This window comes from Streptomyces sp. NPDC059010, assembly GCF_042740355.1.
Taxonomy (GTDB): domain Bacteria; phylum Actinomycetota; class Actinomycetes; order Streptomycetales; family Streptomycetaceae; genus Streptomyces.
Map to the genome: position 1 here is coordinate 147,860 of NZ_JBHYJA010000003.1, position 25,142 is coordinate 173,001.

The window sequence follows — 25,142 nt, forward strand, 5'->3', positions numbered from 1 at the left end:
ACATCAATCATACAGATCGCTAGCCCTAACGTCCACCTCGGCCTCACTTGTCTGTGGCGGGGGGGGGCCCCGCGCCGGGCGGGGGGGGGGGGGGCCGCCCCCCTCGCCGTGTCCGCGTGAAGAAACCCCAGGTCATCACCCACCCTCAGGTGGAGCACAGGATTCCCTCAGCGGACGCGGACAGGATCGGGACATGACCGCAACCGCAGGGTTCCGAAACGGCCGCGTCCGTGGGCTCATCGTCGACGTCGAGCCACGCCATCCAGCCGGTGGGTGACGGCAGATGAGCACCCGCCCGCGCCCGGGCCCGCGCTCCCGCTCCATGCGCACCCGCCTGCTGCTCTTCGTCAGCGTCACCCTGATCCTCGTCTGCGCCGCGATGGCGTTCACCATGGCCTTCGTCCAACGCTCCTATCTGATGGGCGACCTGGACGGCCGGGTCACCGACGCCGTCGCACGCAGCGTGGGCGGAGCCGCGCTGCACCCGGGGAGCGAGGACGACCTGGGCTTTCTCGCGGACAACGGCCACCCGGCCGGCCTGCTGGCCGCCCGCCTGGACGAGGACGGAGGGATCGTCGCCGCCGAGGTCGTCAGACACGACGCCGCGCCGAAGTCGCTCACCGCCGAGCAGACCGCCGTCCTGTCGGACATCGCCATGGACGGCGCCAAACACACCCGCACCCTCCCGGGCCTCGGCACCTACCGGGTCACCGCGGTCGAGAGCGGCGGCGTCCGGGTCCTCACCGGGCTGCCCATGGACGACGTCCAGCGCATGATCGGCGCACTGGTCGCCGCCGAGGCCGTCGTCGCGGTGGCCGGCCTCGCCGTCGCGGGGTGCGTCTGCGCCGTGGTCATACGACGCCAACTGCGCCCCCTCGGCCGGGTCGCCGCCACCGCCGCCGAGGTCTCCCGCGCGCCGCTCGACCGGGGTGAGGTCACCGGCCTCACCCGGGTCCCGGCCGGGGACACCGACCCCGGCAGCGAGACCGGCCAGGTCGGTGCCGCGCTCAACCGGATGATCGACCACGTCGAGTCCTCCGCGACCGCCCGCCGACGAGCCGAGGAGCGCATGCGCCGCTTCCTCTCCGACGCCAGCCACGAACTGCGCACCCCGCTCGCCTCGATCGCCGGTTATGCCGAACTCATGAGCCGGGGCGCGGACCGGATCGAGCCGCTGCTCGCCTGGCGCCGCGTCTCCGCCGAGTCGGCCCGGATGACGGGGCTGGTGGAGGACCTGCTCCTGCTGGCCAGGCTGGACGAGGGGCGACCGCTGCAGTCGACGGAGGTGGACCTGGCGGCGCTGGTCGCCGAGGCGGTCTGGGACGCGCGGGCGGCGGGCGGCAGCCACGACTGGCAGCTCGAACTCCGCCTCGACGCGCTCCCGTTGGTCCTGGGCGACGAGGCCCGTCTGCGCCAGGTGGTGGCGGGTCTCCTGGTCAACGCCCGCGTCCACACACCGGCCGGCACCAGGGTCGTGGCCGCGGTGGAGGCGGGTCCGGCGGCAGGAGGCACCTCGGACGCCTCGGACACCTCCGGCATCGTCATCCGCATCCGCATCCGCGACAACGGTCCCGGCATCCCGCCCGCCTTCCTCCCCACCGTCTTCGAACGCTTCACCCGAGCCGACACCTCCCGGGCCCGCAGCGGCCCGCACGACGGGGGATCCGGTCTCGGCCTCGCCATCGCGGCGGCGATCGTGTCGGCCCACGGCGGCCGTATCGACGTCGAGAGCGAGCCCGGGCGCACGGAGTTCACGATCGAACTGCCACCCGTGACCGCCGAACCACCCCCACTGGACACTCTGTCGGGCCCGTCCGCCCCGGCTCCGGCTCCGGTGCGACCCTCGCGGACGCTGGCGGGGAACTGCTGACGGGCAACCACCGACCGGCCTTCGACGCCTCCTGCGTCAGCCGTTTACAACCACGCCACTCGGCGCTACTTTCCGAACAGGTGAGGGTGGGAGCGCTCCCATCCGGTGGACCGGAACCCGCCCATGTGCCGTTCCCACCCCACCTGTCCGCACGGCACCAGCGCCCGTGCATCTCTGCACGCATCCACATACGCATCCACACGGCCCGTACCCCAAGGAACGGACTGGACTGTCATGATCCTGACAAAATCAGCGTCGGCGGGCGCCCCGCCCCGTCGATTAACCCTCCCCACACGCGCCAGGGCCCTCTTCCTCGTCCTGGTCTCCCTGCTCGCGACCATCCCGGCGGTGGCGCTCGTCATGAGCACCGGCGGTCGGGCGGAGGCCCACGGCACCCCCATGAAGCCCGGCAGCCGCACCTTCCTGTGCTGGCAGGACGGGCTGACCGACACCGGTGAGATCAAGCCGGTCAACCCGGCCTGCCGGACGGCCCAGCAGGTCAGCGGGACCACGCCGTTCTACAACTGGTTCTCCGTGCTCCGCTCCGACGGCGCCGGCCGCACCCGCGGCTTCGTGCCCGACGGTGAGCTGTGCAGCGGCGGCAACACCAACTTCACCGGCTTCAACACGCCCAGCAAGGACTGGCCGCTCACCCATCTCACCTCGGGTGCGACGGTCGACTTCTCGTACAACGCCTGGGCCGCGCACCCGGGTTGGTTCTACGTCTACATCACCAAGGACGGCTTCGACCCGACCCGGACTCTCACCTGGGACGACATGGAGGAGCGGCCCTTCCTCTCCGTCGACCACCCGCCGCTCAACGGATCCCCGGGCACGGTCGAGGCCAACTACTCCTGGACGGGAAAGCTTCCTGACAACAAGTCGGGCCGCCACATCATCTACATGGTCTGGCAGCGCTCCGACAGTCAGGAAACCTTCTACTCCTGCTCCGATGTCGTCTTCGACGGCGGCAACGGCGAGGTGACCGGCGTCAAGGAGCCCGGCAACCCCACCGACCCGGTGCCCGGCAAGTGCTCCGCCACCCGTCGTACGACCGGCAGCTGGACCGGTGGCTACCAGTCCGAGGTGACCGTCACCAACACCGGCGACGTCCCCATGCTCGGCTGGATGGTCGACTGGACGCTCCCCGCCGGCCAGAAGGTCGAGAGCCTCTGGAGCGGCAACGCGACCTACAACGGCCAGGCCGTGATGGTCCACAACGCCGACTGGAACGGCTCCCTGAGTCCAGGCCAGACCGCGACATTCGGCTACGTCGTCTCCGGCTCCGGCGGCGACAGCGCGACAACCCTGCCCTGCCGGGTGGGCTGAACCGGCGTACGGCCCGGACCCGGTGGGCGAGAGCTGCCGCCCACCGGGCCCGCGGCGCCGGAAGCGTGTCACATGAATGATTGACAGGGAAACAAACTGATAACAGCGGGCAACTCCCAGGGGGTCGGGTGTGGTCTAGCCCCGCATGAAGATCTCCTTCCTGCTGCACAACGCCTACGGCATCGGCGGCACCATCACCACCACCTTCAACCTGGCCCAGGCGCTGGCCGAGCGGCACGAGGTGGAGATCGTCTCCGTGCTGCGGCACCGGGAGCGCCCCAACTTCGCCCTGGACCCGAAGGTTTCCTTACGGCCACTGGTGGATCTGCGGCACGAGAAGGACCATCCGCTGCATCTGAGGCCGGCGAGGGTGTTCCCCGTCGCCGAGTACCGGCACCGGCAGTACAGCGAGCTGACCGACCAACGGATCGGCGCGTGTCTGGCGGAGACCGACGCCGACGTCGTCATCGGCACCCGGCCGGGGCTCAACGTGCACCTCGCGCTCCAGGCGCCGGAGCGCGTCGTCCGCGTCGGGCAGGAGCACCTCACCCTCGACAACCATCCGCCCCGGCTGCGCACCGCCCTGCGCCGGGCCTACCGCCGGCTCGACGTGCTCACCACGGTCACGGAGGCCGACGCCACCGCCTACCGGCGCAAGATGCGGCTGCCCGGGGTGCGGGTGGAGGCGCTCCCGAACAGCGTCCCGGACCCCGTGCTGCCCGCCGCGGACGGCACCGCGAAGGTGGTCGTCGCGGCGGGCCGGCTGGTCCCGGTCAAGCGGTACGACCTGCTCATCGAGGCGTTCGCCCTGGTGGCCGCCGAACGCCCGGACTGGCAGCTGCGCATCTACGGCAAGGGGGAGGAACACGCACGGCTGCGGCAGCTCATCCACCGTCTCGGCCTCGGCGAGAACGTCCTCCTGATGGGCGCCGCCGCCCCCATGGAGGCGGAGTGGGTCAAGGGCTCCATCGGTGTGGCCGCCTCCAACTTCGAGCCGTTCGGCATGACCATCGTCGAGGCGATGCGCTGCGGTCTGCCGGTGGTGAGCACCGACTGCCCCTACGGACCCGGCGAGATCATCGAGGACGGCGTCGACGGCCGACTGGTGCCGGTCGGGGACCGTGCCGCGCTGGGCACCGCACTGCTGGACCTCGTCCGCGACGACGAACGCCGCCGGCACATGGGCCGCACCGCCATGGCGAACGCCCGGCGCTTCGCCCCGGTCCCGGTCGTGGAACACGCCGAGCGCCTGATCGACGAGGCGCTGACCGCCCGCGGGGCGGTGCGACGGCTTCCCCCCGAACCCGGCCGAATACGCAACGCCCTGGTCAGCCAGGGCTTCGCCGCACGCGACACCGCCCACGCCGCGGCCTCCCGCGCCCTGCGCACCGTAAGGAGGCAGCCGCGATGACGACATGGTCCGGCGCCACACATGACACGCCTCTCCGTGCCGACTGCACCATCGACACGGACGGCCGGATCACCTTCACCCTTCGGCCACCGGCCGCCATCGAGTCCGCGTCGCCCCGGCTGCTTCTGCGGTTGCGTCCCAAGAAGGGGCAGCCCGAGAAGATCCTGCGCCCCCTCGACCTGGAGCCTTCCGACGACGGCCGCCTGCACGCCGTTCTGGAGCCGCGGCCCACGCTGACCGAGGGCCGCTGGGACGTGTACCTGCTCCCGGAGCCCGGCGAGTCCGGGGAACGGCGACGCGTCCGCCCCGGCCTGCGTGACCTACGGGCACTCGTCGACGGACAGAGCCGTGACTGGCCCGCACCGGTGGCCGTCCGGATCCCGTACACCACCAAGGACGGCTACCTCGCCGTGCGGGCCTGGCTGCGCCGCGCCCATGCGGAGGTCGAGGGCGTCGAGGTCACCGACCGTTCGATGACCGTCAGGGCCCGACTGCACGGCACCACCTTCGCCGAGGAAGCCGCCGAAGCCGCCGTACGGCTGCGACTGCGGGGCGGCGACGGTGTCGTACGGACCCTCTCGCCACGGGTCGCGAGCGACGGCCGGGAGTTCTCCTTCACCGTGGACTACGGGGAGTTGGCCGCGGACCACGGCCACGGAACCCGCGTCTGGGACCTCTCCGTCCAGCCCCAGCCCCAGCCCCAGCCCCGGCCTCGGCCCGCTGCCGATACCCCTCCGGTCCGGATCGGCCGGCTCTTCGACGACGTGGCGGACCGCAAGGAGATCTTTGTCCATCCGGAGGCCGTGGCCGGCGATGTCGTCGTGCGTCCCTACTACACGGTCGACAACGACCTCTCCGTGGAAGTCCGAGGTTAGAACCCCAACACCTCCCGCAACCAGTCAAGTTGACGGCGGACCTGCACCGCGTCGCCGCCTTCGTGGCCGTTGAACGGGTAGGCGTGGATCTCCTTGCGCGGCGCGGAACCCGACAGTTCCGCATACCGGTTGAAGGCGCCGTACGCCCCGCTGGGCGGGCACACCGTGTCGCGCAGGCCCACCCCGAAGTGGGCCGGAGCATGGGCGCGCCGGGCGAAGGCGATCCCCTCCAGGTAGCCGAGCGTGTCGTAGGCGGCCCGCTCGGCTCCCCGGTGCACGGAGAGGTAGGCGGCGATCTCGCCGTACGGCCCCGCGTCGGTGAGGTCGAGTGCGCGTCGGATGCCGCACAGGAACGGGGCGGTGACCACGGCTGCCGCGAGGTCGGGGACGAGTCCCGCGACGGCGAGGGCGAGTCCGCCGCCCTGGCTGTTGCCGACGGCCGCGATCCGTGAGGCGTCCACGCCCGGCAGTGAGCGCAGCGCCGCGACTGCCCGTACCGCGTCCGTGATCAGCCGGCGGTAGTGGTGGTCCCGGGGAGAGAGCAGGCCGCGCACCGCCGGGCCCGGGCCGCCCGGTGCCGTGGCGTGCGGGTCCGGGGTGGCGCCGCCGTTGCCGTACTGGTCGCCCTGGCCCCTGTTGTCCATCAGCAGATGCGCGTACCCGGCGTTCACCCAGGTCAGCCGCTCGTGCGGGAGGCCGCGGCCACGGCCGTAGCCGGCGTACTCGACGACGGCGGGCAGCGGTGCGCGCACCCCGGCCGGTCTGCTGAACCAGGCCCGCACCGGGTCGCCGCCGTAGCCCCGGAAGGTCACGTCCCAGGTGTCGGTCAGCCGCAGCCCGGTCTTCGCCGGGTGCGCCGACACCAACACCTCTGGCTGGGCCGCCTCCTTGAGGGTGTCGTGCCAGAACTCGTCGAAGTCCGCGGGCTCCTGAGGGTCCGGACTGTAGCGCTCCAGGTCCGTCAACGGCATGTCGAACGCGGGCATCAACTGCCTCCGATTGTTGCGCTTCTACGTCAGAATGTTTCGTGTCTCCCGGCTGGTCCCTGTCCCTACCTCCTCAACTGGCCTTCCCCGTCAGCCCCATTGACAGCCATTACACCCGCCCCTAACCTCGCCGCAAAGTTGCCGGTACGACCCCGAAACTTTCGGTGTCAACGGGAGGCCACCGCATGAGCACCTCCACCACGTCGGCTCCACCGCCCGGCACCCAGGGGCCGCCGTCGACGAACTCCCCACCCCGCCGCGGGCGGCGTCCGGCGCGTACCGGCAGGCGGCGGGCGCTGCGCCGGGACTGGCAGCTGTACTCGCTGGCCGTGCTGCCGCTGCTGTTCTTCCTGGTCTTCCGCTATCTGCCGATGATCGGCAACGTGATCGCGTTCCGGCGCTTCGAGCCGGGCGGTTCGATCTTCGGCGAGCAGTGGGTGGGCCTGCGCTATGTCGAGATGTTCCTCAGTGACCCCACCTTCTGGCAGGTGTTCCGCAACACCCTGTGGCTCGGCGGACTGACGCTCGTCCTCTGCTTCCCGATCCCGATCGTGCTCGCCCTGCTGCTGAACGAGGTGCGGCGGCGTGCGCTGAAACGGTTCGTCCAGTCGGTGTCGTATCTGCCGCACTTCCTGTCGATCGTGATCGTCGCCGGCATCACCATGCAGATGCTCGCCACGGACGGCCCGGTCAACCACGCCCTCGGATGGTTCGGGCACGACCCGATCCGCTTCATCCAGGAACCCGAGTGGTTCCGCGCCCTCTACGTCGGTTCGGAGATCTGGCAGACCGCCGGCTGGGGCACGATCCTCTACCTCGCCGCGCTCACCACCATCGACGAGGACCTGTACGAGGCCGCGCGCATCGACGGCGCCAACCGCTGGCAGCAGATCCGGCACGTCACCCTGCCCGGCATCCGGCCCACCATGATCACGCTGCTGATCCTCAACATCGGCACCTTCATGGCCGTCGGCTTCGAGAAGGTCCTGCTGCTGTACAACCCGCTGACCTACCAGACCTCCGACGTGATCTCGACATACGTCTACCGGACCGGAGTGGAGTCCAACAGCTTCAGCTACGCCGCCGCCATCGGCCTGTTCGAGGCGGTCATCGGCCTGGTCCTGATCACCTCCGCCAACCAGCTCTCGCGCCGCACAGTGGGGACCAGCCTGTGGTGAAGCCGAGCCGTTCCTACCGGGTCTTCCAGGGTGTCAACGGGGTGATCCTCACCCTCGTCGTGGCCGTCACCCTGTACCCCTTCCTCAACATCGTGGCGCGGTCCTTCAGCGGGGAGCGGCAGATCCGGGCCGGTGAAGTGACCCTGTGGCCCAAGGGGTTCAACCTCACCACGTACGAGATCGTGTTCCGGGACCACATGTTCTGGCGCAACTACGGCAACACCGTGCTGTACACGGTCGTCGCCACCGCCGTCGCCATGGTGCTGACGACCTGTTACGCCTACGTCCTGTCGAAGAAGCACCTCAGGGGGCGCGGGGTGCTGGTGGGCATCGCCGTGTTCACCATGTTCTTCACCGGCGGCCTGATCCCGAACTATGTGCTGATCACCAGTCTCGGCCTGAAGAACAGTGTGTGGGCGATCGCCCTGCCCAACGCGATCAGTGTGTTCAACCTCCTGGTCATGAAGGCCTTCTTCGAGAGCCTGCCGACCGAGCTGGAGGAGGCCGCGCAGATCGACGGGCTGAGTACCTACGGCATCCTGCTGCGGATCGTGCTGCCGCTGTCCAAGGCGGTCGTCGCCACGATGGTGCTCTTCTACTCGGTGGCCTTCTGGAACTCCTGGTTCAGCGCCTTCCTCTACATGGACAGCTCCGACCTGATGCCGGTCACCGTCTATCTGCGGAACATGATCCAGGGCGCCACCGGCGGCTCCAACGCGGGCGCCACCACGGACCAGCTCAGCCAGGTCGGGGCCAACATCCAGGCCGTCACGATCGTGCTCACCGCGCTGCCGATCCTCTGCGTGTACCCGTTCGTCCAGCGCTACTTCGTCTCGGGCGTGATGCTCGGCGCCGTCAAGGGCTGACGCTCCGTCATCCCACTTACGGAACAAGGGAGTATCCGTGCAGAACTCAGGACAGCTGTCGCGGCGTCAGATCCTGTCCGCCGCCGGTTTCATCGGCCTGGCGACCCTCACCGGCTGCGGCAGCGGCGACGACGGGGGCGACTCCAAGGACCTGTCGAAGAAACAGAACGGCGCGATGAAGGAGTACCGCGCCGGGCAGCAGTTCAAGGCGGCCAAGCCGCTCTCCTTCTCGCTGCTGCACAACAACAACCCGGTCTATCCGATGAAGGGCGACTGGCTGTTCTGGAAGGAGGTCACCCGGCGCACCGGGATCACCCTGAAGCCCGTCGACGTCCCCCTCGCCGACTACGAGAAGAAGCGCAGCGTCCTCATCGGCGCGGGCGACGCCCCCTTCCTGATCCCCAAGACGTACCACCCCTCCGAGGTCGCGTTCGTGTCGTCCGGCGCGATCCTCCCGGTCAGCGACTATGTGCACCTCATGCCCAACTTCCGGGACAAGGTGCGGAGATGGAAGCTGGAGCCCGAGCTCGACTCCATACGCCAGTCCGACGGCAAGTACTACCTGCTGCCCGGCCTGCACGAGAAGGTCAAGTCCGGCTACTCGCTGTCCTTCCGCACGGACGTCCTCGACAAGCTCGGTCTGACCCTGCCCACCAGCTGGGACGAGGTGTACGACGTCCTCAAGGCCCTCAAGGCCGAGTACCCCGGCAAGTACCCCTGGACCGACCGCTGGAGCACCAACACCCCCTTCCCGTGCGGGGCGTTGTTCAGCTATCTCGGGCAGGCGTACGGGGTGAAGTCGGGCTGGACGTACGACAACATCAGCTTCGACACCGAGGCGCGGAAGTTCGTCTTCACCGCCACGACCGACGGCTACCGCCGGATGGTCGAATACGTGCGCAAGCTCGTCGCCGAGAAACTGCTCGACCCGGAGAGCTTCACCCAGCAGGACGACCAGGCGCTGCAGAAGCTGCTGGCCGAGAAGTCCTACGTCATCAGCGCCAACCCGCAGGTACTGGTGCAGGACTACCGCTACAACCTGGAGAAGCAGGTCAAGGGCTCGAAGATCGAGATGGTGCCGGTGCCGCTCGGCCCGGCGGGACCGGTCGTCCTCGGCGGGTCCCGGCTGGAGAACGGCATGATGATCGCCGGCAAGGCCCTCAAGAGCGACTCCTTCGTCGCGATGATGCAGTTCGTGGACTGGCTCTGGTACTCCGACGAGGGCCAGAAGTTCTGCAAGTGGGGCGTCCCCGGCGTCACCTACACCGAGTCCGGCGGCACCTACGAGCTCAAGCCCGGTATCTCCCTCATGGGCTCCGACCCGGACGCGCCGAAGGACCTCCAGAAGGACTACGGCTTCTTCAACGGCGTCTTCACCTACGGCGGCAGCTGGGCCCTGGTCTCCTCCAACTTCGGCCCGGACGAGAAGAAGTTCCAGGACGCCATGGCCCAGCGCGAGGAACTCCCCATCGACCCCGCCCACCCCCTGCAGTCCATGGAGCAGGAGCAGGCGACCCTCTGGGACACCCCGCTCAAGGACCACACCATCCAGAACACCCTCAAGTTCGTCCTCGGCAAGCGCCCGATGTCCGAGTGGGACGCCTTCCTCGCCGAGCTGAAGGCCAAGAACATGGACCAGCTCGTCGACCTGCACAACAAGGCCTACGAACGCTTCAAGAAGGAGAACGGGTGAGCGGCGCCCAGAGCGGCGTACGCGCGGCCGGCTTCGGCACCGGAGTCCTCTCCCGTGCCGCCGGTCTGATCCACACCCTCGTCACCGTCGAGGTGATGCTGCTCCTGGCCGCCGCACCCGGACTCGCCGGGCTGCTCCTCCTCGGCCCCGACCCGGCCAACCTGCCCCTGGCCGCCGTATGCCTCGTCCCCCTCGGCCCGGCTCTGTCCGCCGCCCTGTACGCCCTGCACCACCGGGGCCACGACCTCACCGACCTGCACCCGGCCCGCACCTATGCGCGAGGCTGGCGGCTCAACGCCCTCCCGGCCCTGAAGCTCTGGGTGCCCCTGCTCGCCTGGCTGACCGTCATCGCCTTCACCCTCACCCACTTCCCGGCCACCGGCCTGCCCGGCTGGTGGGCGGTACTGCTCACGGCCGTCGGCGCAGGCTCCCTGCTGTGGGGCGCGCACGCGCTGCTCCTGACCTCGCTGTTCACGTTCCGTGCCCGTGACACGGCTCGACTCGCCGGGTACTTCCTCTTCCGGCACGCCCGCGCCACCCTCGGCGCCGCCTCGCTGCTCCTGCTGACGGCCGCGTCGACCGCCCTGCTGACCGAGGCCCTGCCCGCCCTGCTGGCCGCCCCGCTGCTGCTCTCCCTGCTGCACAGCGGCCGCCCGGTGATCGCCGAGACCCAGGAGGACTTCACCGCATGAGCGCGCCGCGCACCCCGAGGATCCCGTACGGCGGCGACTACAACCCCGAGCAATGGCCGGAGCCGGTGTGGGACGAGGACCACCGTCTGTTCACGCGGGCCGGCATCGACACCCTCACCGTCGGTGTCTTCTCCTGGTCCCTCACCCAACCCGCCCCCGGAACCTACGACTTCACCCTTCTCGACCGCTTCCTGGACCGCGCCGCCGCCGAGAACCGCCAGGTCTGTCTGGCCACCGGCACCGCCGCCCTCCCGCCCTGGCTGGCGAAGCGGCACCCGGAGGTCAACCGCACCGACTTCGAGGGCCGCCGCCACCGCTACGGCCAGCGCCACAACTTCTGCCCCAGCTCACCGGCGTACCGCGACCACGCCACGGCGATGGCGGCCCGCCTCGCCGAGCGCTACGCGAACCATCCCGCGCTGCTCGCCTGGCACATCAACAACGAGTACGGCGGCGCCTGTTACTGCGACCTGTGCGCCGAGGCGTTCCGGGCATGGCTCCAGGACCGGTACGGCACCCTCGACGCCCTCAACGACGCCTGGTGGACCACCTTCTGGTCCCACCGCTACACCGACTGGGCCGAGATCGAGCCGCCGAGCGCCCTCACCGAGCACTGGCGCGGGCCCGACCACACCGCGTTCCAGGGCATCACCCTCGACTACTTCCGCTTCACCACCGACGCCCTCCTCGGCTGCTTCCTCGCCGAGAAGGAGGTGATCCGCGCCCACGACCAGGACACGCCCGTCACCACCAACTTCATGGGCATGTTTCGCCCCCTCGACTACCACCGCTGGGCACCCCACCTCGACTTCGCCTCCTGGGACAGTTACCCGCCCCTCGACGCCCCGCCCACCTGGCCCGCCCTCGCCCACGACCTGATGCGCGGCCTCAAGGACGGCGCCCCGTTCTGGCTGATGGAGCAGACGCCGTCCACGACGGCCTGCCGGGACGTCAACCCGCTGCGCAGACCGGGGGAGTTGAGGCTCGCCACCTTCCAGGCCGTCGCCCACGGCGCCGACGCCGCCCTCTACTTCCAGATGCGTGCCTCCCGGGGCGCCTGCGAGAAGTACCACGGCGCCGTCATCGGTCACGCCGGCCGCGATGACACCCGCGTGTTCCGTGAAGTGGCCGAGCTGGGGCGGGAGCTGGCGGCCCTCGGCGACGCGACTCTCGGTGCCCGCACTCCCGCCCGCACCGCCCTCCTCTTCGACTGGGACAGCTGGTGGGCCCTGGAGATCTCCGACGGCCCGTCCCGGCTGGTCAAGTACCAGGAGGTGGTCCACAGCTACTACCGGGCCGCGCGTGAGGCCGGCGCGGATGTCGACGTCATCGCGGTCACGGCCGACCTCACGGCATACGACGTGGTCCTCGCGCCGGTCCTGCACATGGTCAAGGGCGACCTGGCCGAGCGCCTGGAAGCCGTCGCCGCACGCGGCGGCACGGTCCTGACGACGTTCCTCTCGGGCCGCGTCGACGAACACGACCGTGCGTTCCCCGCCGACGTGCCCGGCCCGCTCGCGCCCCTCATGGGCGTCCGCGTCGACGAATGGGACTCCCGGCCGCGGGACTTCGTCCAGCCCGTGCGGATGGGGGAGTACGAGGCGCAGGCCCGGCTCGTCTTCGAGCTGGTGCAACCGCGCGGCGCCGAGCCGGTCGGCACCTACGGCGCCGACTTCTACGCGGGCACCCCGGCCGTCACCCGGCACGGCTTCGGTGACCGCGGGGGAGAGGGCTGGTACGTGGCCACCGCTCTCGACCAGCCGGGTGTCGACCGGGTCGTCCGCCGGATCCTCGCCCGCCACGACCTGCTCGGCCCCTACGCCGACCACCCGGCCGTCGAGACGGCGACCCGTATCGCCCCCGACGGCACCCGCCTGCTCTTCCTCCTCAACCACGCCCCCGAACCGGCCCACCTGACCGCCCACACCACCGCCACCGACCTGCTCACCGGCAAACGGGTCGAGGAGGGCGAACCGCTCACCCTGGACCCGCTCGGCACGGCGGTCCTGCGAGTTCAGTAGATGCGCCGCCCATGTGCGTCGGGCACACCCGACTTGCGCAAGAAGTAGCTGTTGATCTGGTCGCGCCACTCGCGGGCACCGCGGAGCTGCTCCTCGTAGCGCTCGGCGACCCGCGCGTGGCGCGCGGGGTCCACCAGGCCCGCCAGCCCCTGCCACTCCCGCTGAGCCGCCTCCACCTCTTCCACGCCTTCGAAGTGCGTGTCGTATATGTGCTGGATCACTGTCTTCCCGCTGCGAAGTACATGGTCGTAGGACACGTGGTGGAAGAACAGCAACAGCTCGTCGGGGCAGGAGGTGGGTGATTCGTACACCTCGGCCCACGGCTTGGCGTACTGCCCCGCGTACCCGGTGCCGGTCGCCACGCTGCGGTCGACGCCGATGCCGTCGCGGTCGGCGAAGTGGTAGGTGCCCCAGGGGCTGTACTCGTAGCCGTCCACGCTCGGCCCGTAGTGATGGCCGGGCTGCACCATCCAGCCCACACCGAGGGGCGCGGTGTACTTCTCGTACGTCCGCCACGAGCCGTCCAGGACGGCCCGCAGCCCCGTGTGCAGGCGCGCGTCCCCGGTCCCGAAGGTGAGCCCGATCCATTCGTCCAGGATCCGGCCCGGATCCGAGTCCGGCTGCCAGGCGAGCCGCCCGAAGGTGTACAGGTTCGCCTGGGCCAGCGGATGCCCGGTCCAGAACGGATCGTCACCGACGTTCGACACGGCGACCAGCCCGCCACGCGCCAACTCGCCCACGGGGCCGGACCCGCCCTCCTCGGGCCGGAAGCGCAACGCCTCGCTCCACATCGGCCCCAGCCAGCACACATGCCGCTGCTGCCCGGTGTACTCCTGCGTGGCCTGCATCTCCACCGCGAGCCGAGTGCGCGGCATGGCACCGATCAGCGGCGAGACCGGTTCCCGTACCTGGAAGTCCATGGGGCCGTGCTTCACCTGGAGCACGGCGTTGTCGGCGAACTCCCCGTCCAGCGGCACGAAATGGTCGTACGCCGCCCGCGCCCGGTCCGTCGTCCGGTCCCGCCAGTCCTGGCGGTGGTCGTAGACGAACGCCCGCCAGTGCACCGTGCCGCCGAACGGCTCCAATGCGGCGGCCAGCATGTTCGCGCCGTCCGCGTGACTGCGGCCGTAGGCGAAGGGCCCCGGCTGCCCCTCGGAGTCGGCCTTCACGACGTACCCGCCGAAGTCGGGGATCGCCTCGTACACCCGCGCGGTCGCCTCGGCCCACCACGCCCGCACCGCCTCGTCCAGCGGATCGGCGGTCGCCAGGCCCCCGAGCACCATCGGCGCGGCGAAGGTCACCGACAGATGGGTCCGGATGCCGTACGGCCGCAACGCGCCCGCGATGTCGGCCACTTCACCGATCCGGTCGGTCAGCAGATGTGCCTCGGCCGCGTGCACGTTGACGTTGTTCACGGCCACGGCGTTGATCCCGCACGCCGCCAGCAGCCTGCCGTACGCCCGGATCCGGTCCGTCTCGCCGCGCGCCCGCCCGTCCGCCCAGAACAGCGACCCTCCGGCGTATCCGCGCTCCACCTGGCCCATCACCGGATGCACGGCCACGTTGTCCCAGTGATCGAGCATCCGCAGCGCCAGCTCGGGCCGGTGCGCCGAGCGTTCGAGCGAGCCCTGGAACGCCGTCTCCCCGAGCCGTACGACATGGAAGAGGCCGTACAGCAGGCCGGGCCCGCCGGACGCGGTCACCGTCGTACGGCCGCCTTCGCGCTCGAAGGTGAACGCCTCGCCGCCGTCACCTCCGTCGGTGCCGGTCAGCTCCAGCAGCAGGTCGTACGGTTCGGGGGACGTCTCACGCGAGACGCTTCCCCCGAACCGTACGCAGGCCTCTGCCACCTCCCCGTGCACGGTGTCCACCAGTGGACCCGAGCCGCGGATCAGGGTCCGCCGGGTGCCGATCGGCCGGAACGCCTCGTCCGGCAGCCAGGCCGGATCGACACCCAGCATGAGACCTCCAATGCGCCAACGCCCCTTCTCAGGCGAGCAGTTCGACCTCCGACACCACCGCCTCGCCATCGAGCACCAGGCGGTACTTCCCGTACGTACCCGGAGACCCCACGGTGAACGCCCGTGTCTGGCGGTCCCAGGTGAAGGACTGCCCGGAGCGCTCGTCGAGGGTCCGCCATGTGGTGCCGTCCTCGGCCCCCTGGAGCTTCCAGCCGGTCGGCGCCTTCGTCCGGTCCGACGGCGAGGTGAGGGTGTACTGCACGGCCTTGGCGTCGGTGGACAACGGCAGGTCCACCGAGGTGACGCTCGCCTCCGTCCCCGACGTGTTGTCGTACAGCGCCCCGTCACCCTTGAGTACATCCGCCCGTGGCGTCGGTACCTCGTCGTCCTCGGTGATCGAGACGGGCGCCGCGTTCTTGCCGGTGCCCCAGGACGAGGGCTTCGACCCCATGTCGAACTCCAGGACTCCGCCCTTCGCGATCAGCGAGTGCGGCAGCGAAGTCGACCTCCAGGGAACGCCGTTGACCTTCACGCCCTGGACGTACACATTGCGGGCGCTGTTCTTCGGCGCCTTCACCACCAGCTCACGGCCGTTCTCCAGATGGATGGTCGCCTTGGTGAACAGGGGCGAGCCGATGGCGTACTCGCCGCTGCCCATCACCAGCGGGTAGAAGCCCAGCGCGGAGAACAGGAACCAGGCCGACTGCTCGCCGTTGTCCTCGTCGCCGTGGTAGCCCTGTCCGATCTCGCTGCCGACGTACAGCCGCGACAGCACCTCACGGACGTTCTTCTGCGTCTTCCAGGGCTGCCCGGCCGCGTCGTACATGTAGGTGACGTGGTGGGCGACCTGGTTGGAGTGGCCGTACATGCCCATCCGGACGTCCCGCGCCTCCGTCATCTCGTGGATGACGCCGCCGTAGGAGCCGACGAAGTCGGGGGAGGCCGTCTCCGGGGTGGCGAAGTACTCGTCGAGCTTGTCCGCGAGACCGCCGCGGCCACCGTAGAGGTTGGCGAGGCCCCGGCTGTCCTGGGGTGCCGTGAAGGCGTACCCCCAGCCGTTCGTCTCCGTGTAGTCGTAGCCCCACACGCGCGGGTCGTACTTCGAGGAGTCGACGCGCCAGTCGCCCTTGGCGTCCCGGCCCTGGAAGAAGCCGGCCTTCGAGTCGAAGAGGTTCACGTAGTCCTGGGCGCGGTTGAGGAAGTACTGCGACTCCTCCTTGTAGCGCTTGTCGCCGGTCTTCTTGTAGAGCGCCCGGCCCATCTTCGCGATGCCGTAGTCGTTGAGGTAGCCCTCCAGCGCCCAGGACAGGCCCTCGTGCGTCTCGGCGCCGGTGTAGCCGAGGAAGGGCGAGATCTCCATGCCCTTGCGGCCCACGCCCGAGGACGGCGGCACGACCGTGGCGTTCTTCACGGCCGCGTCGTACGCCGACTTCGCGTCGAAGTCGACGCCCTTGACGTAGGCGTCCGCGAAGGCGACGTCCGAGGAGGTGCCGGTCATCAGATCGGCGTAACCGGGGGAGGACCAGCGGGAGGTCCAGCCGCCGTCCTTGTACTGCTGCACGAAGCCGTCGACCATCTCACCCGCCTGGCTCGGCGTGAGCAGCGAGTACGCGGGCCAGGTCGTCCGGTAGGTGTCCCAGAAGCCGTTGTTGACGTACACCTTGCCGTCCACGATCTTCGCACCGGTGTGCGTAGGCGTGTCGGGGTTCGGCATCGGTGAGAACGGCGACGCGTACTGGTACTTGGAACCGACCTTCTCGAAGCCGGAGTTGGGGTACAGGTACAGCCGGTACAGGCTGGAGTACAGCGTGGTCAGCTGGTCCGGCGTGGCGCCCTCCACCTCGACCTTGCCGAGCAGCCGGTCCCACTGACGCTGGGCGCGTGACTTCACGGAGTCGAAGGAGGTGCCGTCGGGGATCTCCTGGCGCAGGTTGTCCTTCGCCTGGTCGATGCTGATCAGCGAGGTGGCGAGGCGGAGCGTGACGGTCCGGTCGTCCCCGGCGTCGAAGCGGAGGTGTCCCTTCACCCCACTGGAGGAACCCTCGGTCACCGGCTTGTCGAAGACGCCGTAGACGAAGAGCCGGGTCGCGCCCGTCGACAGTCCGGACTTCACGTCCGAGTAGCCGGTGACGAGGCCGTTCTCCTTGTCGAGGGTGAGCCCGGCCTGGTCGGTCACGTTGTCGAAGAGGACGCTCGCGTCGTCGCCCGGGTAGGTGAAGCGCAGCGCCGCCGCGTGGTCGGTGGGCGCCATCTCCGCCTTGAGCCCGTTCTCGAACCGCACTCCGTAGTAGTACGGCCGCGCGGTCTCGTTCTCGTGCCGGAAGGCCAGCTCGCGCGCCTCACGCCCGCTGTCCGGGGTGCCGGCGGCGGCCGACGGCATCACCTGGAAGGTCTGCCGGTCACCCATCCAGGGGCTGGGCTCATGGCTGGCGCTGAACGCCTGGATCGTCGGCAGGTTGTCGTCGTTGTTCGCACGTGCGTAGTCGTACAGCCAGCTCAGCGAGCTTGCGTTCGTCACCGGCGTCCAGAAGTTGAAGCCGTGCGGCACGGCGGTCGCCGGGAAGTTGTTGCCGCGCGAGAAGCCGCCGCTGGAGAGGGTGCCGCGCGTGGTGAGCGCGTAGTCCGAGGGGTGGGCCTTCGGCTTCTCGGGGGCCACGGTCTTCAGCGCGATGTCGTCCAGCCAGCCCCGGAACTTCGCCGGGCCCTTGGCGGAGTCGTACGCCACGAGTATCCGGTCGACCGTCCTGCCCGCCGCGACCGACCCGATCCGCGAGGCGACGTGGTTCCACTGGTTGACGTAGAGCACCTTGGCCGCGCCCTGCCCGCGCGGGGAGAGCGGGAAGCCGTGCTGGTCGGTGGCGCCGAGGTCACTGAGGTGGGTGCCGTCGGTGAAGGCGAGGTCGACGGAGACGTTCGTGGCGTCGTAGTCGCGGTCGCCGTCCGCCATCGACGGGAAGATCCGGTAGGAGAGGCGGGTGTCGCGGCCGACGGCCACGTTCACGTCGTAGACCTTGTTGTACGAGTACGCCCGCCCGTCCGCGGTGTGCCGGCCGGCGTACCTGAGCGCCCGCTTGCCGGTGAAGCCCGCGCCCGCCTTCGCGGTCGGCGAGCCGCTCGGGCCGCGGTCGACCAGGGAGAGCATGTCCTGCGGGACCGGGCCGTCGCCGCCGCCCGTGGAGAACTGGACGTCGGCGAGCTGGAGGATGTCGGAGGCGCCGTTGTTCTTGGTGACCTCCAGCCGGAAGTGCTGGTACTCGGCCGGTTCCGCGATGTCGTACGTCTTTGTCTGGAACCGTTCGGCGAACGCCTCACCGGAGCGGGTGTCGAGGGTCTTCCAGTCCTTGCCGTCCGTGGAACCCTTCAGGGTCCAGTCGCGGGGATCACGTTCGGCGTAGTCATTGGCCGAAGTGAGTGCATATTTCGCGACTTTCAGTGATTTGTCCAGGTCGAACTCCACCCACCCGGCGGATGCGAAGACCAGCCATTTGCTGCTCGACTCCCCGTCGACGAGGTTCTCCTTCACCTCCCCGCCGCCGGTGTTCTCGCCATTCGCGCGTACGTCCGTGACATGGTCGGTCACATTGCCCGGAATGCCGCTGCTGTAGCCGCCGTCGACACCCGAGGCCCGCTTGGTGCCGTCCGGTTCCGTGTCGACGGTATTGAGCCAGTCGGGTGCCGGGTCGCCCGTCTCGAACGAGGACGCGAACTCCCGGTCGGCCGCCGCAGGCGCCTCGGGCAGGGCGACCGCCGCGCCCTGCGAGCCCACGGCCAAACAAAAGGCGGTCGCCGACACGACCGCCGTACCCCATCTGTGCCGAGCTCTCTGCTGCTTCAACGGGTACCCTCCCTGCGCACGGGACAACGTTGTCAACTTCGCTGCGCAAGGATCAGTTGTGGCTCAAGTGCCAAGTATTGTCAAGGGCGTTGGCTGGGGCGTTCGGGGCTTATGTCGCGGATTTTTCGGGCAAGCGACGCACAGGCCACTCATATTTCCGTGAGGTCTCAACTCGGAAAAGACCATCGGCCAACCTTGCATTCGATCTTGCTCCGCTGGCGGGAAGTGGACTATACCTGTCGGCACTTCACATGATTCCGCACTTCCTGCACGACCCCAGCTTGACCCGATCGCGGTGCCGGGAGGATCCGGTTCACCGCCTGAGTCCTGGAGAAGGCGAGGACTTGAGCATGGGATCCACTTCCGCACGAAACCCTGGGAACAACGGCTCCACCGGTGTGGGGCGCCGCGATCTGATCAAGCGGTCCGCCGCGCTCGGCCTGATCTCCGTCCCCACGATGAGCTTCCTTTCCGCGTGTGCCAGCAGCGGGGGCGGCGGCAACGGCGACAAGGCCAAGGAAGGCAAGAAGACCGAGAAGAACCCGCTCGGCGTCAATGACACCGCGCAGATGGAGTTCGTGCTGTTCGACGGCGGCTTCGGCAAGGAGTACGCCGAGGACGCCGTGAAGATCTACGAAACGAACTTCCCCAAGGTGGACGTGAAGTTCTCCGCCACCCAGAAGATCCAGTCCACCCTCCAGCCCCGCTTCAACCAGGGCACCCCGCCGGACCTCATCGACAACTCCGGCGCCGAGCAGATGGACATGGGCGTCCTCGTCGGCAAGGACCAGCTCGCCGACCTCACGCCCCTGCTGGACTCCCCGTCGTACGACGACCCGAACAAGAAGGTCCGCGACACGCTGCGCCCCGGCATCGTCGAGATGGGCCAGTTCGACGGCGACCCGGTCTGGATCATGTACTACGCCTACACGGTGTACGGCGTCTGGTACTCGCAGAAGGCCCTGGACTCGCTGGACGAGCAGTACCCCGAGACCTGGGACCAGATGCTCGCGGTCTGCGAGAAGGCCAAGAAGAAGGGCATGGCGGGCTGGACCTACGCGGGCAAGTACCCGTACTACCTGCCCTTCTCGCTCTACCCGATGATCGCCAAGGTGGGCGGTGTCGAGGTCCTCGACGCCATCGACAACCTGGAGGCGAACGCCTGGAAGCACCCGGCGGTCAAGGCCTGCTTCGAGGCCTACTACGAGCTCTACAAGAAGGGCTACGTCCTCAAGGGCACCCCGGGTCTGGACCACATCCAGTCGCAGACCGCGTGGGCCCAGGGCAAGGCGCTGTTCATCCCGAACGGCTCCTGGGTGGAGAACGAGTCGGCGAAGGTCATCCCCAAGGACTTCGCCCTCGCCGTCTCCGCGCCGACCGGCATCGACAGCTCCGACAAGCTGCCCTTCGGCACGATCTGGGCCTCCGGCGGTGAGCCGTTCATCGTCCCGGCCAAGGCGAAGAACACCGCCGGCGGTATGGAGCAGCTGCGGATCATGCTGAGCGAGGCGAGTTCCAAGAACTTCACCAGCAAGGTCAAGTCGCTCACCGCGTACAACGGCGGCACCGACGGCATCACCCTCACCCCGGGTCTCAAGTCCGGCGTCGCGGCGCTGGAAAAGGCCGGCCAGAACGTCGTGAACCCGCGGTTGCAGGACTGGTACGTGCAGCTGCAGAAGGAGAAGATCGGTGTGGCCGGTCTCGGCGAGATGATGGCCGGCCGTCTCACCCCGGCCGAGGCCATCAAGAAGATCCAGGGATTCGCCGACGAGGCGGCCAAGGACACGTCGATCAAGCACTACAAGCACCAGTAGGTCCCTTTGAGGACCTGTCACCAGCGGCTGCACCCGCGCGCAGATCGGGGTCGATAGCAATGCAGCACGGCAAGTACCGGTTCATCGTGGGGTTCCTCGCGGTGCCCCTGGGGCTGTACGCGCTCTTCGTCGTCTGGCCGTTCATCCAGTCCATCTACTACTCGTTCACGGACTGGACGGGGCTGAGCCCCGAATTCAAGATGGTCGGCTTCGACAACTACGAGAGAATGCTCGACGACGACATCTTCTGGAAGTCGTTGCAGCACAGCCTGTTGTTCGCGTTGTTGCTGCCGCTGGTGACACTCAGTTTCGCGCTGTTCCTCGCCTTCATGATCAATGTGGGCGGTCGGCGGAGAAAAGGCGGCCCGGCCATCACCGGGGTCCGCGGCTCCTCCTTCTACAAGATCGTCTACTTCTTCCCGCAGGTGCTGTCGATCGCCATCGTCGCGCTGCTGTTCGCCTTCGCGTACAACCCGGACAGCGGCGCGATCAACTCGATCCTGCGCGGAATCGGACTGGACAGCGTCCAGCCGCTCTGGCTCGGCGACCCGAACCTCGCCCTGTGGGCCGTGATGGGGGTGATCGTCTGGTCGACGGTCGGCTTCTTCGTGGTCCTGTTCTCCGCCGGTATGGCCTCCATTCCGGCGGATCTGTACGAGGCCGCGCTGCTCGACGGCGCCGGCCGCGCCAGCACCTTCTTCCGGATCACCCTGCCGCTGCTGTGGGACACCGTGCAGTCCGGCTGGGTCTATATGGGCATCCTCGCCCTCGGCGCCGAGTCGTTCGCGGTCGTACACATCATGACGACCGGGCCCGGCGGTCCCGACTACTCGACCACGGTCATGGTCCTGTACGTGTACCAGAAAGCGTTCCGTGACGGGCAGGCCGCCTACGCCACCACGATCGGCGTGGCCCTGCTCGTCGTCACGCTGGCCTTCGCCGCGGTCGTCATGCGGCTGGGGCGTCGCGAGCGGCTGGAGTTCTGACAGATGAAGACGACCGAGACCACCGCTCCCGTACCGGCCGAGTCCGGTATGCCCGTCACCAAGATCGACGTACCGACGAAATCGCCGAGGAGGGAGAAGAAGGAGGGCGGCGTCCTCAACGTCTTCTCCCACGGAGTACTCGTCATCTGGGCGTTCATGGTCGCCATGCCGCTGCTCTGGGCGGTCATGACGTCCTTCAAGGACGACGCCTCCATCTTCGGTTCGCCCTGGTCACTGCCGGACACCCTGCACTTCTCGAACTGGTCGCGGGCGTGGACCGAGGCCAACATGAGCGACTACTTCCTCAACACCATCCTGGTGGTGGGGGGTTCGCTCATCGGCACCCTGGTGCTCGGCTCGATGGCCGCCTATGTGCTCGCCCGCTTCGACTTCCCGGGCAACCGCTTCATCTACTTCCTCTTCATCGGCGGCATGAGCTTCCCGATCATGCTCGCGCTGGTCCCGCTGTTCTACGTCGTGAACAACATGGGGCTGCTCAACACGATCCACGGCCTGATCCTGGTCTACATCGCGTACTCGCTGCCGTTCACGGTGTTCTTCCTCACGGCGTTCTTCCGCACGCTGCCCACATCGGTGGCCGAGGCGGCCTTCGTCGACGGTGCCTCGCACACCCGCACGTTCTTCCAGATCATGCTTCCGATGGCCAAGCCGGGTCTGATCAGCGTCGGTATCTTCAACTTCCTGGGCCAGTGGAACCAGTACATGCTGCCCACGGTCCTCAACACCGACCCCGACAAGCGGGTCCTCACCCAGGGCCTGGTGCAGCTGGCCGTCAGCCAGGGCTACAAGGGCGACTGGTCGGGGCTCTTCGCCGGTCTGGTGATGGCGATGCTGCCGGTGCTCGCCGCGTACATCGTGTTCCAGCGGCAGGTGGTCGCGGGGCTGACGGCGGGGGCGCTGAAGTAGCCGCCGGGGCGTTGAAGCCATGAAGTAAACGCTGTCTGTTGGCCCCAGCGTGAGGACCGTGTCACTCCGCGTCGACCGTGAGCCACCCACACAGGGGTGGCTCACGTGTGCGTGTACACAATCCCGGATCCGGTTCAACCTCTTGACGGGAGGCAACCCGAACGGCTCAGCTTAGAGTTCACTAGTTGGACACGGACGGGGCCTCATCGAAGCGGTCCCGCGCGCAGGAGGTCGTCGTGGAGACTCCGGGGTCGCAGTCGTCGCTGCACCGAGCCAATCTGGAGCGGGTCGTGCGGGCCGTACGGCTGGCCGGATCTCTCACCCAGGCGGAGATCGCGCGGACGACGGGTCTGTCCGCGGCCACTGTCTCCAATATCGTCCGTGAACTCAAGGACGGCGGAACGGTCGAGGTCACACCCACCTCGGCGGGCGGCCGCCGGGCCCGCAGCGTCTCGCTGAGCGGGGACGCCGGGATCGTCATAGGGGTCGACTTCGGCCATACGCATCTGCGGGTCGCGGTCGGGAACCTCGCCCATCAGGTGCTGGCCGAGGAGTCCGAGCCGCTGGACGTCGACGCGTCCTCGTCGCAGGGCTTCGACCGGGCCGAGGAGCTGGTCAACCGGCTGATCGCGGCGACCGGCGTCGACCGCTCCAAGATCGCCGGGGTGGGCCTCGGTGTGCCCGGCCCGATCGACGTCGAGTCCGGCACCCTCGGCTCCACCGCCATCCTGCCGGGCTGGACCGGCACCAAGCCCGCCGAGGAGATGCGCGGCCGGCTCGGTGTGCCCGTGCACGTGGACAACGACGCCAACCTGGGCGCCCTGGGCGAGCTGGTGTGGGGCAGCGGACGGGGCGTGCGGGACCTGGCGTACATCAAGGTCGCCAGCGGTGTCGGCGCCGGTCTCGTCATCAGCGGCAAGATCTATCGCGGCCCGGGTGGCACAGCCGGAGAAATCGGGCATATTACTCTGGATGAATCCGGCCCGGTCTGCCGCTGCGGAAACCGGGGCTGCCTGGAGACCTTCGCGGCCGCCCGCTATGTGCTCCCGCTCCTCCAGTCCAGTCACGGCACCGACCTCACCATGGAGGGCGTCGTACGGCTGGCCAGGGACGGAGACCCGGGTTGCCGTCGGGTGATCGCCGACGTCGGCCGCCATATCGGCAGTGGAGTCGCCAACCTCTGCAACCTTCTGAACCCGAGCCGAGTGGTCCTGGGCGGTGATCTCGCCGAGGCCGGCGAGCTGGTCCTCGGGCCCATCCGGGAGTCCGTCGGGCGCTACGCCATCCCCAGCGCGGCCCGCCAACTCTCCGTGCTCCCGGGGGCACTTGGCGGTCGTGCGGAGGTGCTCGGGGCCCTTGCGCTCGCACTGAGCGAGATGGGTGATTCGGCGCTTTTGGACGGGAGTGCGGCCGGCGCGCCGCATGCGGCTGCGCCTGCCTTCACTTAGAGAACGGATGGCACCGTTGCCAACCCGTTAAGGATTTACTTCTTGACGTCGCACGTGTGGCCGAGTTGACTTCCAGCCACCTCGGCCGCAACGTCGCGGCCTCGTCAGGGAGGTTTCTGAAGTGAACACGCGTATGCGTCGTGCCGCCGTTGCCGTTGCCGCAGGTGCGATGGCCATCTCGCTGGCTGCCTGTGGCAGCGCCGAGGAAGCCGGCGGCGACAACGACTCCACCGCCAGCGCCGCCAAGGGCGACGACATCAAGGTCGGTCTCCTGCTCCCGGAGAACCAGACCGCTCGCTACGAGAAGTTCGACCGGCCCCTGATCGAGCAGAAGATCAAGGAGCTGACGAACGGCAAGGCGAAGATCGACTACAACAACGCCAAGCAGGACGCCAACCTGCAGGCGCAGCAGGTCGACACCATGATCACCAACAAGGTGGACGTCCTCATCCTGGACGCGGTCGACGCCAAGGCGATCAAGAACTCCGTGCAGAAGGCCGTGGACCAGGGCATCAAGGTCGTCGCCTACGACCGCCTGGCCGAGGGCCCGATCAGCGGCTACACCTCGTTCGACAACGAGGAGGTCGGCAGGACCCAGGGCGAGGCCCTGCTGAAGGCCCTGGGTGACAAGGCCACCAAGGACTCCAAGATCGTCATGATCAACGGCTCGGTCACCGACCCGAACGCCGCCCAGTTCAAGAAGGGCGCCCACTCCGCCCTCGACGGCAAGGTCACCATCGCCAAGGAGTACGACACCAAGGAGTGGAAGCCGGAGAACGCCAACTCCGAGATGGAGGCCGCGATCTCGGCGGTCGGCAAGAACAACATCGCCGGCGTCTACTCCGCCAACGACGGCATGGCCGGCGGTGCCATCACCGCCCTCCAGGCCGCCGGCCTCAAGGTCCCGGTCACCGGCCAGGACGCCGAGCTCGCCGCCGTGCAGCGCATCGTCGCCGGCGACCAGTACATGAGCGTGTTCAAGTCCTACCCGCAGGAAGCCAACGTCGTCGCCGAGATGGCCGTCGCGCTGGCCAAGGGCGAGAAGCTGGACTCCATCGCCAAGGACAAGGTCTCCAGCGGCAGCGCGCAGGACATCCCCGCCGCCCTGATCCCGGTCGTGTCGCTGACCACGGCGAACATCAACGACACGGTCATCAAGGAAGGCTTCTACACGGTCGACGAGATCTGCACGGGCAAGTACAAGGACGCCTGCGCGAAGGCCGGCCTCAAGTAAAGCGGTACCAGCCAAG

General features: G+C 68.7%; 17 protein-coding genes. 14 read left to right on the forward strand and 3 right to left on the reverse strand.

Annotated features, from left to right (window positions below):
- Positions 1-283: 283 nt before the first annotated feature.
- The 4 genes from ACFWYS_RS04425 (at position 284) to ACFWYS_RS04440 (ending at position 5,485) form a co-directional block, all read left to right on the forward strand.
- The gene (locus tag ACFWYS_RS04425) at positions 284-1,870 is read left to right on the forward strand and encodes an ATP-binding protein (RefSeq protein ID WP_384763145.1); all 1,587 of its coding nucleotides are present in this window, start codon (positions 284-286) and stop codon (positions 1,868-1,870) included.
- 234 nt (positions 1,871-2,104) lie between these two features.
- A complete protein-coding gene (locus ACFWYS_RS04430; RefSeq protein WP_384763148.1) occupies positions 2,105-3,199 on the forward strand; it encodes a lytic polysaccharide monooxygenase in 1,095 nt (364 codons plus the stop codon).
- A gap of 145 nt (positions 3,200-3,344) precedes the next feature.
- On the forward strand, positions 3,345-4,610 hold the full coding sequence (locus ACFWYS_RS04435) for a glycosyltransferase family 4 protein (protein WP_384763150.1): 1,266 nt from the start codon (positions 3,345-3,347) through the stop codon (positions 4,608-4,610).
- The gene (locus ACFWYS_RS04440; RefSeq protein WP_384763153.1) at positions 4,607-5,485 is read left to right on the forward strand and encodes a transferase; all 879 of its coding nucleotides are present in this window, start codon (positions 4,607-4,609) and stop codon (positions 5,483-5,485) included. Before ACFWYS_RS04435 ends, ACFWYS_RS04440 begins: the two co-directional genes overlap by 4 nt.
- On the opposite strand, the gene ACFWYS_RS04445 is transcribed toward ACFWYS_RS04440, so the two are convergent.
- Positions 5,482-6,471 carry an acetylxylan esterase gene (locus ACFWYS_RS04445; protein WP_384763155.1) on the reverse strand — a complete coding sequence of 330 codons (990 nt, stop codon included), beginning with the start codon at positions 6,469-6,471 and terminating at the stop codon, positions 5,482-5,484. The genes ACFWYS_RS04440 and ACFWYS_RS04445 overlap by 4 nt on opposite strands.
- Before the next feature lie 185 nt (positions 6,472-6,656).
- Between ACFWYS_RS04445 and ACFWYS_RS04450 the strand changes: the two genes are divergently transcribed.
- Genes ACFWYS_RS04450 through ACFWYS_RS04470 form a run of 5 tightly spaced genes read left to right on the forward strand, consistent with a single transcriptional unit; the run spans position 6,657 to position 12,921 of the window.
- Positions 6,657-7,649, forward strand: a complete 993-nt coding sequence (locus ACFWYS_RS04450; protein ID WP_384763158.1) for an ABC transporter permease — start codon at positions 6,657-6,659, stop codon at positions 7,647-7,649.
- Positions 7,643-8,515, forward strand: coding sequence for a carbohydrate ABC transporter permease (locus tag ACFWYS_RS04455; RefSeq protein ID WP_384763161.1), 873 nt, complete (start codon positions 7,643-7,645; stop codon positions 8,513-8,515). Before ACFWYS_RS04450 ends, ACFWYS_RS04455 begins: the two co-directional genes overlap by 7 nt.
- A 37-nt stretch (positions 8,516-8,552) precedes the next feature.
- On the forward strand, positions 8,553-10,208 hold the full coding sequence (locus ACFWYS_RS04460) for an extracellular solute-binding protein (protein ID WP_384763163.1): 1,656 nt from the start codon (positions 8,553-8,555) through the stop codon (positions 10,206-10,208).
- Positions 10,205-10,900 carry a hypothetical protein gene (locus ACFWYS_RS04465; RefSeq protein WP_384763165.1) on the forward strand — a complete coding sequence of 232 codons (696 nt, stop codon included), beginning with the start codon at positions 10,205-10,207 and terminating at the stop codon, positions 10,898-10,900. Before ACFWYS_RS04460 ends, ACFWYS_RS04465 begins: the two co-directional genes overlap by 4 nt.
- On the forward strand, positions 10,897-12,921 hold the full coding sequence (locus ACFWYS_RS04470) for a beta-galactosidase (protein WP_384763168.1): 2,025 nt from the start codon (positions 10,897-10,899) through the stop codon (positions 12,919-12,921). The genes ACFWYS_RS04465 and ACFWYS_RS04470 overlap by 4 nt, the downstream gene beginning before the upstream one ends.
- Here the strand turns inward: ACFWYS_RS04470 and ACFWYS_RS04475 are convergent.
- Both ACFWYS_RS04475 and ACFWYS_RS04480 read right to left on the reverse strand, forming a co-directional pair.
- Positions 12,915-14,882 carry an alpha-glucuronidase gene (locus ACFWYS_RS04475; protein ID WP_384763170.1) on the reverse strand — a complete coding sequence of 656 codons (1,968 nt, stop codon included), beginning with the start codon at positions 14,880-14,882 and terminating at the stop codon, positions 12,915-12,917. The genes ACFWYS_RS04470 and ACFWYS_RS04475 overlap by 7 nt on opposite strands.
- Positions 14,883-14,910: 28 nt before the next feature.
- Positions 14,911-18,654 carry a GH92 family glycosyl hydrolase gene (locus ACFWYS_RS04480; RefSeq protein ID WP_384763439.1) on the reverse strand — a complete coding sequence of 1,248 codons (3,744 nt, stop codon included), beginning with the start codon at positions 18,652-18,654 and terminating at the stop codon, positions 14,911-14,913.
- A gap of 413 nt (positions 18,655-19,067) precedes the next feature.
- Here ACFWYS_RS04480 and ngcE point away from each other — a divergent pair, with 413 nt between their 5' ends.
- The 5 genes from ngcE to ACFWYS_RS04505 all read left to right on the forward strand — a co-directional run bounded on the left by ngcE (position 19,068) and on the right by ACFWYS_RS04505 (position 25,126).
- The gene (gene ngcE, locus ACFWYS_RS04485) at positions 19,068-20,531 is read left to right on the forward strand and encodes an N-acetylglucosamine/diacetylchitobiose ABC transporter substrate-binding protein (protein ID WP_384763173.1); all 1,464 of its coding nucleotides are present in this window, start codon (positions 19,068-19,070) and stop codon (positions 20,529-20,531) included.
- Positions 20,532-20,590: 59 nt separating this feature from the next.
- Entirely contained in the window at positions 20,591-21,517 is a 927-nt protein-coding gene (locus ACFWYS_RS04490) for a carbohydrate ABC transporter permease (protein ID WP_272116019.1), read from the forward strand.
- Positions 21,518-21,520: 3 nt separating this feature from the next.
- Entirely contained in the window at positions 21,521-22,444 is a 924-nt protein-coding gene (locus ACFWYS_RS04495) for a carbohydrate ABC transporter permease (protein ID WP_384763176.1), read from the forward strand.
- Positions 22,445-22,680: 236 nt separating this feature from the next.
- The gene (locus ACFWYS_RS04500; RefSeq protein WP_384763179.1) at positions 22,681-23,892 is read left to right on the forward strand and encodes an ROK family transcriptional regulator; all 1,212 of its coding nucleotides are present in this window, start codon (positions 22,681-22,683) and stop codon (positions 23,890-23,892) included.
- Between the two features lie 121 nt (positions 23,893-24,013).
- A complete protein-coding gene (locus ACFWYS_RS04505) occupies positions 24,014-25,126 on the forward strand; it encodes a sugar ABC transporter substrate-binding protein (protein WP_384763182.1) in 1,113 nt (370 codons plus the stop codon).
- The last annotated feature ends 16 nt before the right edge of the window (positions 25,127-25,142 follow it).